This window comes from Bradyrhizobium sp. USDA 3650 (assembly GCF_054057395.1).
The window spans coordinates 7786924-7801424 of the sequence record NZ_JBSRZG010000001.1; the positions used below are offsets into that span (position 1 = coordinate 7786924).

Here is a 14501-nt window from a genome sequence, read left to right on the forward strand (position 1 = left end):
CCGCCTGATCAGGCCTGCTGGTCGGCCTCGGGCGCAGGCGCCAGCTCGTGGATGGCCTCCTGGATCGACTCCAGCGCACGCTCGGCCGCGCGGGTGCCCAGGGCGATGAGATCCTCGGAGCGGTGGAAATCGAACCAGCCGAACTGACCGATCCGCGGCGTGATCAGCATATCGGGCGGATCGCCGGCGAGGCGGGCACGGGTGATGCGGTCCTGCATGATGTTGAAGGCGTCGACCATCACCGAAGAAAGGCCGGGCCGGGCGCTGCCGCCGCCGAAGAACTCGCGCTTCACCGTCTTCTCGGGCGAGAAAAATCTCGGGAAGCGCCGCTTTGACGCCGGCTCTTCCGCAGCGGGGATCACCGGCTCGGGTATCGCGCCGTGCGAATAGACCGTCGTCGAATAGGTGAAGATGTCGCTGGAAAGATTTGCGGCGATGACGATTTCCGCGCCGAGCGCGCGCGCGGCCGAGACCGGCACCGGGTTCACCAATGCGCCGTCGACCAGCCAGCGATCGCCGATCAGGACCGGAGAGAAGATGCCGGGCAGCGCATAGGAGGCGCGCATCGCGTCGACCACGCGGCCGCGCGTCAGCCAGATCTCGTGGCCGGTGCGGACCTCGGTCGCGACGGCGGCGAACTTGACCGGGAGATCCTCGATCTGGCTCTGGCCGCAGGCGGCCTCGAGCCGGGTCGCCAGCTTCTCGCCGCCGATCAGGCCGGAGCCGTTGAGGCGGATGTCGAGGTAGCCGAGGATGTTGCGCATCCCTTGCAGGCTGCGGCCCCATTCTTCCAGCGTATCGAGCCGGCCGGCCGCATAGAGGCCGCCGACCACCGCGCCGATCGAGGTGCCGACCACGACGTCGGGCACGATTCCGTTGGCGAGCAGGGTCCGGATAATGCCGATATGGGCGAAGCCGCGCGCCGCGCCGCCGCCAAGCGCAAGGCCGATGACCGGCCGGCGGATGCTGCCCAGGCCGACTTTCTCGGCGACCTTATCGCTGTTCGCACCCCGACCCTTCAATATGTCCAGCACCGAAACTCTCCTACGCCGGGACCCGCCATCAGACTAGGCACCGCACTCGCGCTCCGCCAGAACCGGGCCGAAGCATGGTTTATGCCGGTTTGGGAAGCGCACGGGGCAGGAGTATGGCGAGGCGCGGCTGCCTCTCGAGTAATCACGCAGGCGTCAACCGGGTTCCAAAACCTGTCGGGCCGTATTTCTCAGGGGTCCAGAGGCTTGAATTTGCCGCGTTTTCGGTGAAAAGCAGGTGGCATGACTCTCGGGGGTGACGGCATCATCGGATGGCGGCGCAGCGCATCGCTGCTGCCGGCGCTGATCCTTGCTGCCTGCCTCTATACCCTTGGCCAAAATGCTGCGCAGGCGCAGCTTTTCTCCGATCGTCCACCGCCGGTGCCGCCCGCTTCGGTGCCGGATCCCGGCGGCGCGGTCAGTCTGGCGCCGCCCTCCGGCCCGGGGGCCGGACCGCCGAGCCTGCCGCCGACCCTGTTGCAGCCGACCACGCCCAGCATGCCGCCGCCCGCGGTCACGACCGTGCCGTCCGCCGCGCCGCTCAACGCAGCCGTGCCCGGACAGGGCGTGCTGTCGCTGACGGCGAAATACGGCAAGGACACCCCCCCGATCACCAGCGGCCTGGTCTGGCGCGTGTTTGCCGATCGTCCCGACGAGAACGGCACCTTCAAGCTGATCCGCGAGGACCGCAATGCCACGCCGAACATCGTGCTGCCGCCCGGCAATTACGTCGTGCACGTCGCCTTTGGCCTCGTCAGCGCGGTGCGCACCGTCAGCCTGAAGGCCGAGACCGACCGGGAGTCCTTCGTGCTGCCTGCCGGCGGCTTGCGCATCGAGGGCCGCGTCGGTACCAGCCGCATTCCGCAGAACCAGATCTCGTTCGCGATCTACAAGGGCAGCCAGTTCGAATCCGGCGAGCGCGCCTCCCTGGTGCCGAACGTCGCCGCCGGTGACGTCGTGCTGCTGCCGGAAGGCACCTACTACATCATCTCGAATTACGGCGATGCCAATTCGGTGGTGCGCTCGGACATCCGCGTCCAGGCCAGCAAGCTCACCGACGTCACCATCACCCACCGCGCCGCTGTCATCACGCTCAAGCTCGTCAGCGACAGGGGCGGCGAGGCGCTCGCCAACACCGCTTGGTCGGTGCTGACCCCCGGCGGCGACGTCATCAAGGAATCGATCGGCGCCTTCCCGCGCGTCGTGCTCTCCGAAGGCGAATACCGCGCCATCGCCAAGAACGAGGGCAAGGTCTACGAGCGCGGCTTCAACGTCGTCAACGGCGTCGACGGCGAAGTGGAAGTCGTCGCGCGGTAGTGCTTGAGCGGTGATGCCGCATGCGGCCCGACGCTGGTCTTCGTGTCTGGTGAACACTTCTCATTCAGCGCACAAATCTCCCATATCTTATTACCGCCAGTCTCGTGTGCGAACGCGGATGCTCTCCGCTGCTCCGTTTGATGTTGCGATTTGGTTGGTGTTTCGATTTGAACAGCTCTGGCAGCGCTACCAAGCAGGACCGATCGACACCGGCATCGCCGGCTTATTCCAGCGGCGCCGCGACTTCCTCACAGCCGGTGCAAGATACCTATTTCCGATAATCAATTTTATTCGCTTTCCATCCTGCTGCGTTATATGTCGGGCATCCCTCCAACGGAGGAGGCCGGAGCAGGCTTGTGCGTCTGCGAGACCGGCAAGGGCAGGGGACCAAGCTCGTCGGCATGTTTGAAGTGATCCTCACCAGGCGTAAGCGGTTCGGCTGGCGGTGGCAGGTGTGCGACCAATCCGGCAAGAAATTCGCCGATGGCTTCGAGCGCACCCGGCCGTCCGCCAAATATCATGGCGAGCGCGCATTGTTCTTTTTGTTGTCGCAGGCCCATTTGCGCAATCGCTTGGCGACGTCCAGCGAGGATTAGTCGCGACTGCGCGTGCAGCTCGGTAGGTCCCGTAGCCCGGGTGAGCGAAGCGATACCCGGGACAGCTCGTGGTCGGAATCCCGGATGTCGCTTCGCTCATCCGGGCTACAATCCCTTGCGTTGCCCGTCGGGCAAAACGCCCCAATTGTCGGTCAACCCGCGTCGTCCAAAATATTCCACTTTACCGAAATTCGGAAACGGCGTATCCATCGCCTCACTCCGGCCCAAGGAAGAGGGGCGTATCGCGATCGTCACGAACGCGGGCCGGATGGCGGTGGACGTTGGTCACATCGGCGCGAACGGCTTCGCAGGGCGGGCAACCGTGAGTGAAGGCCTCGCGCACACGACCGGTGTGATCGGCGTACGGCAAAATCGTGTGGTCCTGACGCCCGGGGTCTGTGCGTCAAGCGTTGCGGTGATGTGGGTTGCCCAACCGGGCACACGCATCAGCCATCCGCAACGCGACGGGGGCAATAGTGCATCGCTCCCCGGGGAGAGCACGACATAAGCCGTAAAGCCACTGCGCAGGGAAGGCCGGATGTTTTGGCTTCACCTGTATGCCGCTGTGCAATCTTGTTTACGACAACCTCGCACAGTGGACCGCGGGTGCCAGCCGGCACCCGGTCTTCCCTGCGCCCTCTTTCATTTTGAGGGTGAGACGACAAAGCAAAGCTCGGGCGAACAAGCCGCGAGATGGCGAAGGTGTGTCTGCGAGTGAGATGCGAATTTAAAGAGCGACGCTGCCACCCACAGATTCCGTCATTGCGAGCGCAGCGAAGCAATCCAGTCTGCCGCCGCGGAAAGATTCTGGATTGCTTCGCTGCGCTCGCAACGACACTGCTGATGCAGCGGTGCGCCAAAGCTTCGGTCTCACGCGCCGCCTCCGCAACGCCTTCGCACAACTGTCATAGTCTCTAACGCCCACTAACCAACGCCCGACTTTAAACTGTCATAATCGCCGAACGGAACCCGCGCTCGTGCGCTCTTTACACACCGTTAAGCGCGGCTGCATTGGATGCGCCGGGAAAGTGCGTTGGGGACTGCCATGAGTGCCGTGAAGAAAGTGTCGGGAAAACCGGCCGCCGAAATGTTCGACGACATCCCGGTGCTTCAGCGCAAATGGCGTGCCGCGTTGAAGCCGGGCGAACGGCTGCCGCGCTACGAGGACGTGATGCTCGGCAGCCTGGGACGGCTCGCCGACCACATCGCGCTGCTCAAGGGCGACGGCGCGCTCGAACTGTCGCGCAGCGGACGCTACGTGCAGAAATGGCTCGGCGAAGAGCGCTGGGACATCCCGCTCGCCGCGCTCTCGCCCGATTGCGCTACCGCGCTGTCGGAAGCCGCGGCGAGCGCGCTCGCCAACGGGCGGCCACACCTGGCCAGCGCCCATTGCGTGCGCGACGGCATGGTCAGGACATTTGATGTGCTGGCGCTGCCGACCGCATCGCGCTGGGGCGCGACGCTGGTCGGCGCCTACATCAACGAACGCGGCGCGCAATACAATCTCCTGGACGCGATCTTCGCGTCGACCGACGACGCGGTGGTCTCGCTGGCGACGCTGCGCGACGCGGGTGGCAAGCCGTTCGATCTCCAGATCGTGCACCACAACAAGAGTGCGGCGCTGCTGCTGAAGGCCGAAGGCGCGAGCCTGCTCTGGCGCCGGATCGGCGAGGGGGACACGCTGCTGGCCTCGGTTGAAGTCATGGAATTCTTGCTCAAAGCCGTCTCCGGCGGTCGCGGCGAGCAGCTCGAGATCGAGAGCGACGGACGGCATCTCCGGCTGAGCGCCACCGCGTTCGCCGACGTGGTCTCGCTGACGATCTCGGATGTCACTGTGTTGAAGCGGCGCGACGCCTCTTTCCGCCTGCTGTTCGACAACAACCCGATGCCGATGTGGGTGTTCGACGCCGCGAGCAAGCAGTTTCTCAGCGTCAACGACGCCGCGGTCCAGCATTACGGCTACAGCCGCGCCACCTTCCTGCGCATGAAGTTGCACGAGATCTGGCCGCAGGACGAGTGGGACAGCCATGCCGAGGCGCTCGAACGCATCGGCGACGCCTATCACTCCTCGCGCAACTGGCGGCATCTGCGCGCCGACGGCAGCGAGATCGAGGTGTTGACCTTCGGCCGCCGCGTCGCCTTCGACGATCGCGACGGCTATCTGGTCGCGGTGGTCGACATCACCGAACGGCGCAAGGCCGAGGCGCGGATCGCCCACATGGCGCACCATGACGGGCTCACCGATCTGCCGAACCGCGAATACTTCCAGGAGCGCTTGAAGCAGGCGCTCGACCAGGCCAGCGGAAAGCGGGTCGGGGTGCTCTACCTCGATCTCGACCTGTTCAAGAACGTCAACGATTCCTTCGGCCATCCGGTGGGCGACCGCCTGTTGAAGGAGGTTGCCGCCCGTCTGAGCACCGCGGTCCGCGGCGCCAATCTCGCGGCCCGGCTCGGCGGTGACGAGTTCGCGGTGATCCTGGCGGCCGACGTCAGGCCCAACGAGGCCAGCGCCTGCGCGGGCTTGCTGATCGACCTGCTGAAGGCGCCCTACGAGATCGACGGTCAGGAGATGGTGATCGGCGCCAGCATCGGCATCGCGCTATCGCCGGGCGACGGTACGACGTCGGAAGAGTTGATGCGCAACGCCGACATGGCGCTGTACCGGGCGAAGTCGGACGGCGGCGGCGTGCATCATTTCTTCGAGCGCGAGATGGATCTGCAGGCGCAGAAGCGCCGTGACATGGAGCTCGATCTGCGCCGCGCGTTTGCCAATGGCGAGTTCGAGCTGCACTACCAGCCGCTGGTCTCGATCGCCTCCGACCGCATCTCCGGCTTCGAGTCGCTGCTGCGCTGGCATCACCCCGACAAGGGCATGATCTCGCCGGCGGAGTTCATTCCGGTCGCCGAGGACATCGGCCTGATCACCCAGCTCGGCGAGTGGGTGCTGCGCGTGGCTTGCTCCGAGGCAGTGAAATGGCCCGCCGACGTCAAGGTCGCGGTTAATCTGTCGCCGGCGCAGTTCCGAAGCCGCAATCTGGTTCAGGTCGTGATCTCGGCACTGGCGCAGTCCGGCCTGTCGCCGAAGCGGCTCGAGCTCGAGATCACCGAGTCGATCTTCCTGGCCGAGACCGACGCCAATCTCGCCATCCTGCATCAGTTGCGCGAACTCGGCGTCAGCATCTCCATGGATGATTTCGGCACCGGTTATTCCAGCCTCAGCTATCTCCGCAGCTTCCCCTTCGACAAGATCAAGATCGACCGCTCCTTCGTCAAGGATTTGGCAGGGCGGCCCGATTGCGTCGCGATCGTTCGCGCGATCTCGGGGCTTGGCCGCAGCCTCAACATCACCACGACCGCGGAAGGCGTCGAGACCGAGGATCAGCTCGCGTGGTTGCGCGCCGAAGGCTGCAACGAAGTGCAGGGCTTCTTGTTCAGCGCGGCGCGGCCCGCCGCCGAGATCGCAAAGCTGCTCGCCGATTTCGGCCAGCGTGCTTCACGGGCGGCGTAACTCGGGCGGATAACAATCATAGACCAGCGCTTTGAAGGCGGGCGTGATGCGGCTGCGCTCGTTCTGGGTCTGCTGCATCAGCAGGTAGACCATGTCGAGCTTGGGATCGACGCCGAAATAGGTGCCGCTGCCACTGTCCCATTTCAACTCGCCGAGCGAGCCCGGCGGCGGCGGTCTGGCGTTGCCGGGATCGGTCCGCACCGCGAGGCCATACCCGTACCCGAAGCCGTCACCCGGAAAATAGAAGTAATCGCGTCCGACGCCCGAGCCCGGCCCGACGTGATCGGTCGTCATGGCCTTGAACGCGGCGGGGCTCAGATAGCGCTTGCCGTCGAACTCGCCGCCATTGAGCAGCATCTGCGAGAAGCGCTGATAGTCGGTGATGGTCGAGAGCAGTCCTCCGCCGCCGGACTGCCATTCGGGATGGTCCAGGCGCTCGCGCTCGGCGGCGAGCAGGATGTTGTCGTTCGGCAGCGGCCGTGCCATCCGCGCGAGCTCGTCCTCGGTCGTCAGCGCGAATTTGGTGCTGCTCATGCCGAGCGGATCGAAGATGCGCTGCTTGAGGAATGCGTACAGCGTCTGGCCCGAGATGATCTCGATGACGCTGCCGAGCACGTCGGTGGAATGACCGTAGCGCCACAGCGTTCCAGGTTGCCGCGCCAGCGGCAGCCTCGCGATGCGTTGGGCGAATTCCCTGTTGTTGAACTGACCTTCGAAGATATTGGCGGCCTTGTAGGCCTGCTCGACCCATTTGCCGCCGATATAGTCGTAGCTGATGCCGGAGGTGTGCCGCAGCAGATCCTCGATGTTGACGGGACGGATCGGGGCCACGAGATCCAGATGCAACGTGCCGTCGGGATTGGTGACCTCCAGTCCCACCTTGGTGTCGGCAAAGAGGGGAATGTATTTCGACACGGGATCGGCGAGCGCAAGCTTGCCGTCGTTGATCAGCATCATCGCGCCAAGACACGTGACCGGCTTGGTCATGGAGTGGATGGCGAAGATCGTGTCGGGCGTCATCGCGAGGCCCGTCCTGGTGTCGCGCACGCCAAAAGTCTTCAGATAGACCGGCTTGCCGTGCTGCTGGACCAGCACCACGGCGCCCGGCAGCCGGCCGCTCGTCACCTCGTTGTCGAAATACGCGGTGATACGGTCGAGCCCGTCGGACGACGGCGCGGGGATGTCGGCGGCGCGGCTTCGCGCCATCGTGCCGGCCAGCAGCGCGGCTCCGACCAGAAATTCACGACGCTTCATCCGGGCTTCCTCCCTTGCCGGGATCAAAGCCGCAAGACGTCGAAGGCGTCAACACGCCTTCGATTAAAATCGCGTCACGATTTCGGAAAGGACCGGTCGCGGACGGTCTTCGCTCGGCTTCGTCGGTTTGCCGATATGGACGAAGCCGGCGAGTTTCTCGTCCGGCTTGAGGCCGAGGCCGTCCAGCACGTCGCGATCGAACGAGAACCAGCCGGTCAGCCAGCAGGCGCCGTAGCCGAGCGCGGTCGCGGCCGTGACGATGTTCATGACGCTGGCGCCGGCCGACAATTCCTGCTCGAAGGCCGGCACCTTCGGATGCGGCTTGGTGAAGCTGACGATGCCGATCACCAGCGGCGCATCCGTGAGTCGTTTGCGCTCGGTCTCGACATCGGCCGCCGGCGCGCCGGGATTCTTCCGGGCAAACACCTTCGCGATCACCTCGCCGGCGCGCTGACGCGCATCGCCCTCGAAGATGATGAAGCGCCAGGGCGCGAGCTTGCCATGGTCGGGTACGCGCGCGCCGATGGTGAGGATGGTCTCGAGCTCGGCCGGGGAGGGGCCGGGTCCGGACATCTCGCGCGGCTTGACCGAGCGGCGGGTCTTCAGGAGTTCGATGGCGTCGGGCACTGCGGTTTCCTCTTCGGCTGGTCGTCGGGCGTGCAATCCCCACATAGGAATGCACGCCCGCAACCGAAAGCGAGTTTAGACCGATTTCAGATGTCAGACCGCGCCGCGCGCCCGCTTCACATCCGGCGGGGTTGCCTCGTCGACGAGGGCCGCGATCGCCTCCGCCGTCGTCATGACGTTCTGCCCGTCGCTGCCGAGCCGGCGGATCGAGACCGACTGCGTCTCGGCCTCTTTCTTGCCGACCACGAGCAGTGCCGGAATCTTGGCCAGCGAATGCTCGCGGACCTTGTAGTTGATTTTTTCGTTGCGCAGGTCGATCTCGGCCCGAAGTCCCGCACGCCGGACCTGCTCCAGCACCTGCTTGGCATACTCGTCGGCTTCCGACGTGATGGTGGTGACCACCACCTGCACCGGCGACAGCCAGAGCGGGAAGTTGCCGGCATAGTGCTCGATCAGGATGCCGATGAAGCGTTCCATCGAACCGCAGATCGCGCGGTGCACCATCACCGGCGGCTTCTTGCTGCTGTCGTGGTCGATGTAGAACGCACCGAACCGTTCCGGCAGGTTGAAGTCGACCTGCGTGGTGCCGCACTGCCAGTCGCGGCCGATAGCGTCGCGCAGCACATATTCGAACTTCGGCCCGTAGAAGGCGCCTTCGCCCGGATTGATCTCGGTCTTGATGTGATTGTTCTGCGACTGGATCTCACGCAGCACCGTCGCCATCACGCGCTCGGCGTGATCCCACATCGCGTCGGTGCCGACGCGTTTCTCCGGCCGGGTCGACAGCTTTACGGTGAGATCGCCGGTGAAGCCGAAATCGGCATAGGTCGACAGGATCAGCTCGTTGATCTTCAGGCACTCGTCGGCGAGCTGATCCTCCATGCAGAAGATGTGCGCGTCGTCCTGGGTGAAGCCGCGCACGCGCATCAATCCGTGCATCGCGCCGGATGGTTCGTAGCGGTGCACCACGCCGAATTCGGCAAGCCGCAGCGGCAGGTCGCGGTAGCTCTTCAGGCCATGCTTGAAGATCTGCACGTGGCCCGGGCAGTTCATCGGCTTCAGCGCGAACCAGCGCTTGTCCTCGGCCTCCTCGCCGGCCGACTGCGCCGCGAACATGTTCTCGCGGTACCAGCCCCAATGGCCGGAGGTCTCCCACAGCGACTTGTCGAGGATCTGCGGGGCGTTGACCTCGCTGTAGTCGCCGGCCAGGCGCCGCCGCATATAGGCGATCAGCTGCTGGAAGATGGTCCAGCCCTTGGCGTGCCAGAACACGACGCCCGGGCCTTCCTCCTGGAAGTGGAAGAGGTCGAGCTCGCGCCCGAGCTTGCGATGGTCGCGCTTTTCCGCTTCCTCGATCTGCTTCAGATAAGCGTCGAGGTCCTCCTGCTTGGCGAATGCCGTGCCGTAGATGCGGGTCAGCATCGGGTTGTTGCTGTCGCCGCGCCAGTACGCGCCGGCCACCTTCATCAGCTTGAAGGCGTTGCCAACCTTGCCGGTCGAAGTCATGTGCGGGCCACGGCAGAGATCGAACCAGTCGCCCTGGTAATAGATCTTGATCGGCTCGTTGCCGGGAATGGCGTCGACCAGCTCGACCTTGAACGCTTCGCCCTTGTCGCGGAACACCTGTTTGGTCTTTTCGCGATCCCAAACCTCTTTCGTGAAAGGTTTGTCGCGCGCGATGAGCTCGCGCATCTTTTTCTCGATCGCGGCAAAGTCTTCCGGCGTGAACGGCTCGTTGCGGAAGAAATCGTAATAGAAGCCGTTCTCGATCACGGGACCGATGGTGACCTGGGTGCCCGGCCACAGCGTCTGCACGGCTTCGGCAAGTACGTGGGCGCAGTCATGGCGGATCAGCTCGAGCGCGCGCGGATCGTCGCGGTTGATCAGCTCGATCCTGGCATCGGCTTCGATTGCGTCGTCGAGGTCGGAGACCACGCCGTCGAGCGCCATCGCGACCGTGCGCTTGGCCAGCGACGGCGAAATGCCCTTGGCGAGTTCGAGACCGGTGATGCTCTTGGCGTATTCGCGCCGGGCGCCGTCCGGGAAGGTGAGGGTGATTTTTTCCGGTGGGGTCACGGGTCTCAAATTGCTGAGGCTGTACTGAAAGCCGGATTCGGATTTGGGCTGTTCGGATTTGGATTGGTCCTTGGACTGGTCCTTGGATTGGTCGTTGGGCTGGTCGGTCATGGCGTGTCTCCTGAGGCTCACTCCTGCGAACGAGCGCAGGTAAGCGGGAACGAGCGATATATCAGGCGATTCGGCCTGCGCAATCCGGCATTTCCAAGAAACCGGCGCGCCAAAGCGGGGGCGCTGCACGAACTATTCCGGGCAACGCCCTTTAACTGGTCGCAAGGCGGCTCTACATGCGTTTGCATGGAAAATGCTTGCGCCGGCCGTTTCGCGCCAACCGCCCTGATGCTCGGCAATCTCGTCACCGGCTGCTCGGTCTTGGCACCGGCGGGCATGCTGCCGGAATTGGCGACGGGGCTCGACGTCAGCATCCATGCGGCCGCGCTCCTGATCACCTTCGGGGCTGTCATCCTGTGCATCGGCTCGCCGCTAACGGCCTGGCTCACCAGCCGGATCGAACGCCGGACGCTGCTCACCACGACGCTCGCGGTGCTCGCTTTTGGCAATCTCGCCTCTGCCGTTGCGCCCGACTATGTAAGCCTCCTCGTCATCCGCCTGGTGATGCTCGCGGTCGGCGCGCTCTACACGCCGCAGGCCGCCGGTACGGCGGCGTTGATCGTACCGGTGGAGCGTCGCGGCAGCACGATTGCCTACATCTTTCTCGGCTGGTCGCTCGCTGCCGCCGTCGGCCTGCCGCTGATCACCTTCATCGCCAGCCGCTATGGCTGGCGCGCGGCCTATGGCGGGATCGGCGCGCTCGGCTGCGTCAGCTTGCTGCTGTTGCTGATGCGGCTGCCCGCGGGCTTGAAGGGGTCGCCGGTGGATTTGAAGACCTGGAGCGCGGTCGGTCGCAACAGAACGATCCTGCTGCTGCTTGCGATCACGATGTTGCAGATGTCGGGGCAGTTCGTGGTGTTCACCTTCATGGGACCGCTGCTCAACAAGCTGACCGGCGCAGGGCCCGATGCGATCGGCCTGGTGTTCGCCCTCTATGGCGTTTGCGGCTTCCTCGGCGTTGTCATCGCGACCCGCATCGTCGACACATCAGGGCCCTATCGCACCTCGCTGTTGTTCACCTGCCTGTTGCTTGCAGGAATCACGGGCTGGGCGCTCGGCGCCGGCACGCTCGCGTTGATGGCGGGTGCGGTCGCGATCTGGGGCCTCGGCTTTGCCTCGACCAATTCGATGCAGCAGGTGCGGCTGGTCTCGGCCGCACCGTCGCTGGCATCGGCGACCGTCGCACTCAACACCTCCGTCCTCTATATCGGCCAGGCGGTCGGCTCTGCCGTCGGCGGACTGCTGTTTGCCCGCGAGCTCCTGCATACGCTCGGCTTCGTCGCGGTCGGTTTCGTCGTGCTGGCGCTGATCCTGGTGGTCCTGACCCGGCCCCGGCCGGCAACTGCCGCCCCGGCCTGAGCGGAAGCGTGTCCGTATGCGCAAGGTGCTTGGCAAACCGCGCGCCGGGAGGCTAGAAGGCCGGTCATGGGGACCAAAGAGGGTTGACTGAGATGAGGATGATTCTGGCGGTTGCCGCGGTGCTCTATTCAGCTTCCGCTTTCGCGCAAGCCGACAAGCCACCAATGATCGGGGACAAGCCGTTGGTGCAGGTCAAGCCCAAGGGCACCAAGGCAGGGACCAAGGAGGCTGCGGCCAAGCCGGCTGCGGCGCCGAAGGGCAAGCCGCAATCCATCGCAGCGCGGCTCCAGGCCTGCCTCGATCTCGACGACGGCACCAAGGACCGGCTCAATTGCTACGACGCCGTGATTGCGCCGACGCCGAAGCCGAAGCCGGCGAAGGCCAAGGGCTACGCCGATTGCCGTTTCTTCAAGGAGGAGGACGAGCGGCTGGCCTGCTTCAACGGCTTTGCCGAGAGCATTCCGAAGCTGCCAAAAACCTGACGCCCAAGACCTGAGGCCGATGGCCAGCAGCCGGGCGGCTAGTCGCTGATCCGGCTTAGCACGGCCCTGAAGGCAACGCCCGGCAGTTGCAGTGCGGTGCCTTCGAATTCCGCACTGTCGCCATCCTCCCGGCCAGCGAGCGTCAGCGTGATCCGGTCGAGACCGAACAGTGCCTTGAAGCACGGGTCGTCATTGTGGCGCTCGGTCGAGATCTTGACCCTGATGCTGTCGCCTTCGCCCGTGCAGGTGCCGATGAACGCGAAAGCGGAATTGCCGCCGCGCATCTTGCCCTCGGTCACATAGACGACACCACAACCCGTCCCGTGAACCGTGTGGAAGTTGACCTTGTAGAGTCCCTGACGCACTGCATGTCCCCGCAGAATCCCAAATACAACTTGGCCGGCAAAGTATGATTGTTGCCAGTGGAAGCAATCCGGTCGGCACCGGGACCGTCGGCCATCAACATCACATTTTGATCAAGGTTCGAGAGAATTGCGGGCCGTGCAGCCAGATGCCGACGGGCGCAATATCGCTACCGGCTCGATGCGGATGGATTGGTGGAGGCCACGCGCGTGAGCGCGAGTGATGGCGTCGCTGACATCTTCACCAGGACGTCCTTGAGCGGGTCCCGCGTCCAGGCGCGGGTCACATAGTCACGATGGGTGATGCCGTCCCCGGTTTCGACGAACACCACGCTGCCCGGACGTAAGGGGCCGTCCATGTCTTCGGAGACGGTGATGCCCTTCTGCCGCAGCGTGCTCATCAGCTCGCGGTCGCGCCGCGCGGTGTAGTGGGTGTAGGAGCTGACGAAGAAGCCGGAGCGGTGGCTCTCGATCCATGAGGCGAACTTGTCCATCTCGCCATAGACGGCGTCGAGCAGCACGACGCCGCGGACGCGGTCGCTGATCCCGCCGACCTCGAGGCTCCAGGCCGTCGGCAGGAAGCCGCCGCTATAGCCGACGATCACGATCGGCATATTGGCGAAGGCGCGGGCGCTGTTGGGATCGCCGGTGAGGCGAGCGAGATGGTTCGCCGACTCGTCGATGAAGCGCTTGAGGCCCCCGGCCTGCCAGAATTTTCCTGCGCTGGAATCGGCGGCATCGACTGCCATCTGCGGTGCGAGCAGGATGGCATTGGCGCCGGAATCGGTGATCTGTTGCGGCACCAGCTGGCGGTCGCGCACATCGCGCTCGAGTGTCGCGCCATTGCCGTGGAAGAACACCACGATCACGCCCGGCTTCCGCACGTCGAAATGCTCGGGCACGTGCATCAAGACGCGGTTATCGCTGTAGGTCTCGTCCTGCCAGAAGACGCGCCCGGAATAGCTACGGTGGCCGCGGCGGTCGCCCTTGGAGATGTTGAGGAACGGCGCGTCGGAGGCGGGGTTGTTGCCGAAATAAGGGAAAGCTGACGATTTCATGCTGACGAGCGTCGTCAGATCCTCGCGCGGCGGACGCTGGTAGGGGGCCTGCGGCGCGAGCGAAGCGACCTTGTAGGGCGCCTGCTCCGGCTGCTGCTGCGCGGCGCGCTTGGGTGAGAAGTCCGACATCTGCCGTTGCAGAAAACCCTCGCTCGCGGATGGGAAGCGCTCCCTGAACTGGGGGGCCGGGAAGCGATCCTCGAACGAGTCGCTGCTTGCGACTTGCTGGTTTGTCTTCGCAACGACCTGCACGTTGGCTGGGACGTTGCCTTGGACGTTGGCTTGCGAGTTCGCCGCGAGCGCTGCCGGATTGGGTGCCTTGCCGCATTGAACCAGGGTCAGCGACAACGGCACCAAGACTGAGATCAGAGCGATCCGAAGCGCACGACCGCTCACGCCGGACGTGGTCCGGTCGGCGCGGATGTCAGCTCTCGATTTCGGAACGGCCCCGACCATTCACCCATGACCCCAAGTCATGACCACAAGTCCATCGGCAATCATTAAGGCAATTGAGCCGATGGGCGTTTAGGCGACGTTAAGTGTCCGGAGAAACTTCCCCACATCCGGAACGCTCAAAGGGACCACGCAATCGTGTCGTGATTGTGGGGGAGGGAGGCGGGATGTCCCGGTGTTTACGAAGCTTTATTGCCCGGATCGTGGATTAATGGTGCTAGAGTACCGAAGTGGCCCCGCCTCATTTAACCCTTGTTAACCCTGCTT

11 protein-coding genes are annotated in these 14501 nt (G+C 64.5%); 5 read left to right on the forward strand and 6 right to left on the reverse strand.

Translation table 11 applies throughout. The features are described from left to right. Positions 1 to 8: 8 nt before the first annotated feature. Positions 9 to 1034: a patatin-like phospholipase family protein gene (locus ACVIN2_RS36705; RefSeq protein ID WP_456769341.1), complete on the reverse strand. Its 1026-nt coding sequence runs from the start codon at positions 1032 to 1034 to the stop codon at positions 9 to 11. Positions 1035 to 1274: 240 nt separating this feature from the next. Here ACVIN2_RS36705 and ACVIN2_RS36710 point away from each other — a divergent pair, with 240 nt between their 5' ends. The 3 genes from ACVIN2_RS36710 (at position 1275) to ACVIN2_RS36720 (ending at position 6452) form a co-directional block, all read left to right on the forward strand. Further along, positions 1275 to 2348, forward strand: a complete 1074-nt coding sequence (locus ACVIN2_RS36710) for a hypothetical protein (protein WP_456769342.1) — start codon at positions 1275 to 1277, stop codon at positions 2346 to 2348. A gap of 356 nt (positions 2349 to 2704) precedes the next feature. Continuing rightward, the gene (locus ACVIN2_RS36715) at positions 2705 to 2944 is read left to right on the forward strand and encodes a hypothetical protein (protein WP_456769343.1); all 240 of its coding nucleotides are present in this window, start codon (positions 2705 to 2707) and stop codon (positions 2942 to 2944) included. A 1045-nt stretch (positions 2945 to 3989) separates the two neighbouring features. Continuing rightward, positions 3990 to 6452, forward strand: coding sequence for a putative bifunctional diguanylate cyclase/phosphodiesterase (locus tag ACVIN2_RS36720; protein ID WP_456769344.1), 2463 nt, complete (start codon positions 3990 to 3992; stop codon positions 6450 to 6452). Here the strand turns inward: ACVIN2_RS36720 and ACVIN2_RS36725 are convergent. The 3 genes from ACVIN2_RS36725 to thrS form a co-directional block, all read right to left on the reverse strand. Further along, positions 6438 to 7706: a serine hydrolase domain-containing protein gene (locus ACVIN2_RS36725; protein WP_456769345.1), complete on the reverse strand. Its 1269-nt coding sequence runs from the start codon at positions 7704 to 7706 to the stop codon at positions 6438 to 6440. The genes ACVIN2_RS36720 and ACVIN2_RS36725 overlap by 15 nt on opposite strands. A 63-nt stretch (positions 7707 to 7769) precedes the next feature. Further along, the gene (locus ACVIN2_RS36730; protein WP_456769346.1) at positions 7770 to 8333 is read right to left on the reverse strand and encodes a nitroreductase family protein; all 564 of its coding nucleotides are present in this window, start codon (positions 8331 to 8333) and stop codon (positions 7770 to 7772) included. Positions 8334 to 8426: 93 nt separating this feature from the next. Next, the gene (thrS, locus tag ACVIN2_RS36735) at positions 8427 to 10520 is read right to left on the reverse strand and encodes a threonine--tRNA ligase (RefSeq protein ID WP_456769347.1); all 2094 of its coding nucleotides are present in this window, start codon (positions 10518 to 10520) and stop codon (positions 8427 to 8429) included. A 186-nt stretch (positions 10521 to 10706) separates the two neighbouring features. Between thrS and ACVIN2_RS36740 the strand changes: the two genes are divergently transcribed. Further along, positions 10707 to 11879 (forward strand): MFS transporter, encoded by a 1173-nt coding sequence (locus ACVIN2_RS36740; protein ID WP_456769348.1) that lies wholly within the window; start codon positions 10707 to 10709, stop codon positions 11877 to 11879. A 92-nt stretch (positions 11880 to 11971) separates the two neighbouring features. After that, on the forward strand, positions 11972 to 12361 hold the full coding sequence (locus ACVIN2_RS36745) for a hypothetical protein (protein WP_027567818.1): 390 nt from the start codon (positions 11972 to 11974) through the stop codon (positions 12359 to 12361). A gap of 38 nt (positions 12362 to 12399) precedes the next feature. On the opposite strand, the gene ACVIN2_RS36750 is transcribed toward ACVIN2_RS36745, so the two are convergent. Together ACVIN2_RS36750 and ACVIN2_RS36755 are read right to left on the reverse strand one after the other, a co-directional pair. Continuing rightward, a complete protein-coding gene (locus tag ACVIN2_RS36750; RefSeq protein WP_456769349.1) occupies positions 12400 to 12726 on the reverse strand; it encodes a hypothetical protein in 327 nt (108 codons plus the stop codon). A gap of 167 nt (positions 12727 to 12893) precedes the next feature. After that, positions 12894 to 14237: an alpha/beta hydrolase gene (locus ACVIN2_RS36755; protein ID WP_456769350.1), complete on the reverse strand. Its 1344-nt coding sequence runs from the start codon at positions 14235 to 14237 to the stop codon at positions 12894 to 12896. Between the last annotated feature and the right edge of the window lie 264 nt (positions 14238 to 14501).

Excerpts from the sequence above, each read along its gene's own strand:
- ACVIN2_RS36725 (WP_456769345.1), bottom strand. The coding sequence starts at position 7,706 with ATGAAGCGTCGTGAATTTCTGGTCGGAGCCGCGCTGCTGGCCGGCACG.
- thrS (WP_456769347.1), bottom strand. The coding sequence starts at position 10,520 with ATGACCGACCAGCCCAACGACCAATCCAAGGACCAGTCCAAGGACCAA.
- ACVIN2_RS36740 (WP_456769348.1), top strand. The coding sequence starts at position 10,707 with ATGGAAAATGCTTGCGCCGGCCGTTTCGCGCCAACCGCCCTGATGCTC.
- ACVIN2_RS36745 (WP_027567818.1), top strand. The coding sequence starts at position 11,972 with ATGAGGATGATTCTGGCGGTTGCCGCGGTGCTCTATTCAGCTTCCGCT.
- ACVIN2_RS36755 (WP_456769350.1), bottom strand. The coding sequence starts at position 14,237 with ATGGTCGGGGCCGTTCCGAAATCGAGAGCTGACATCCGCGCCGACCGG.
- ACVIN2_RS36710 (WP_456769342.1), top strand. The coding sequence starts at position 1,275 with ATGACTCTCGGGGGTGACGGCATCATCGGATGGCGGCGCAGCGCATCG.
- ACVIN2_RS36720 (WP_456769344.1), top strand. The coding sequence starts at position 3,990 with ATGAGTGCCGTGAAGAAAGTGTCGGGAAAACCGGCCGCCGAAATGTTC.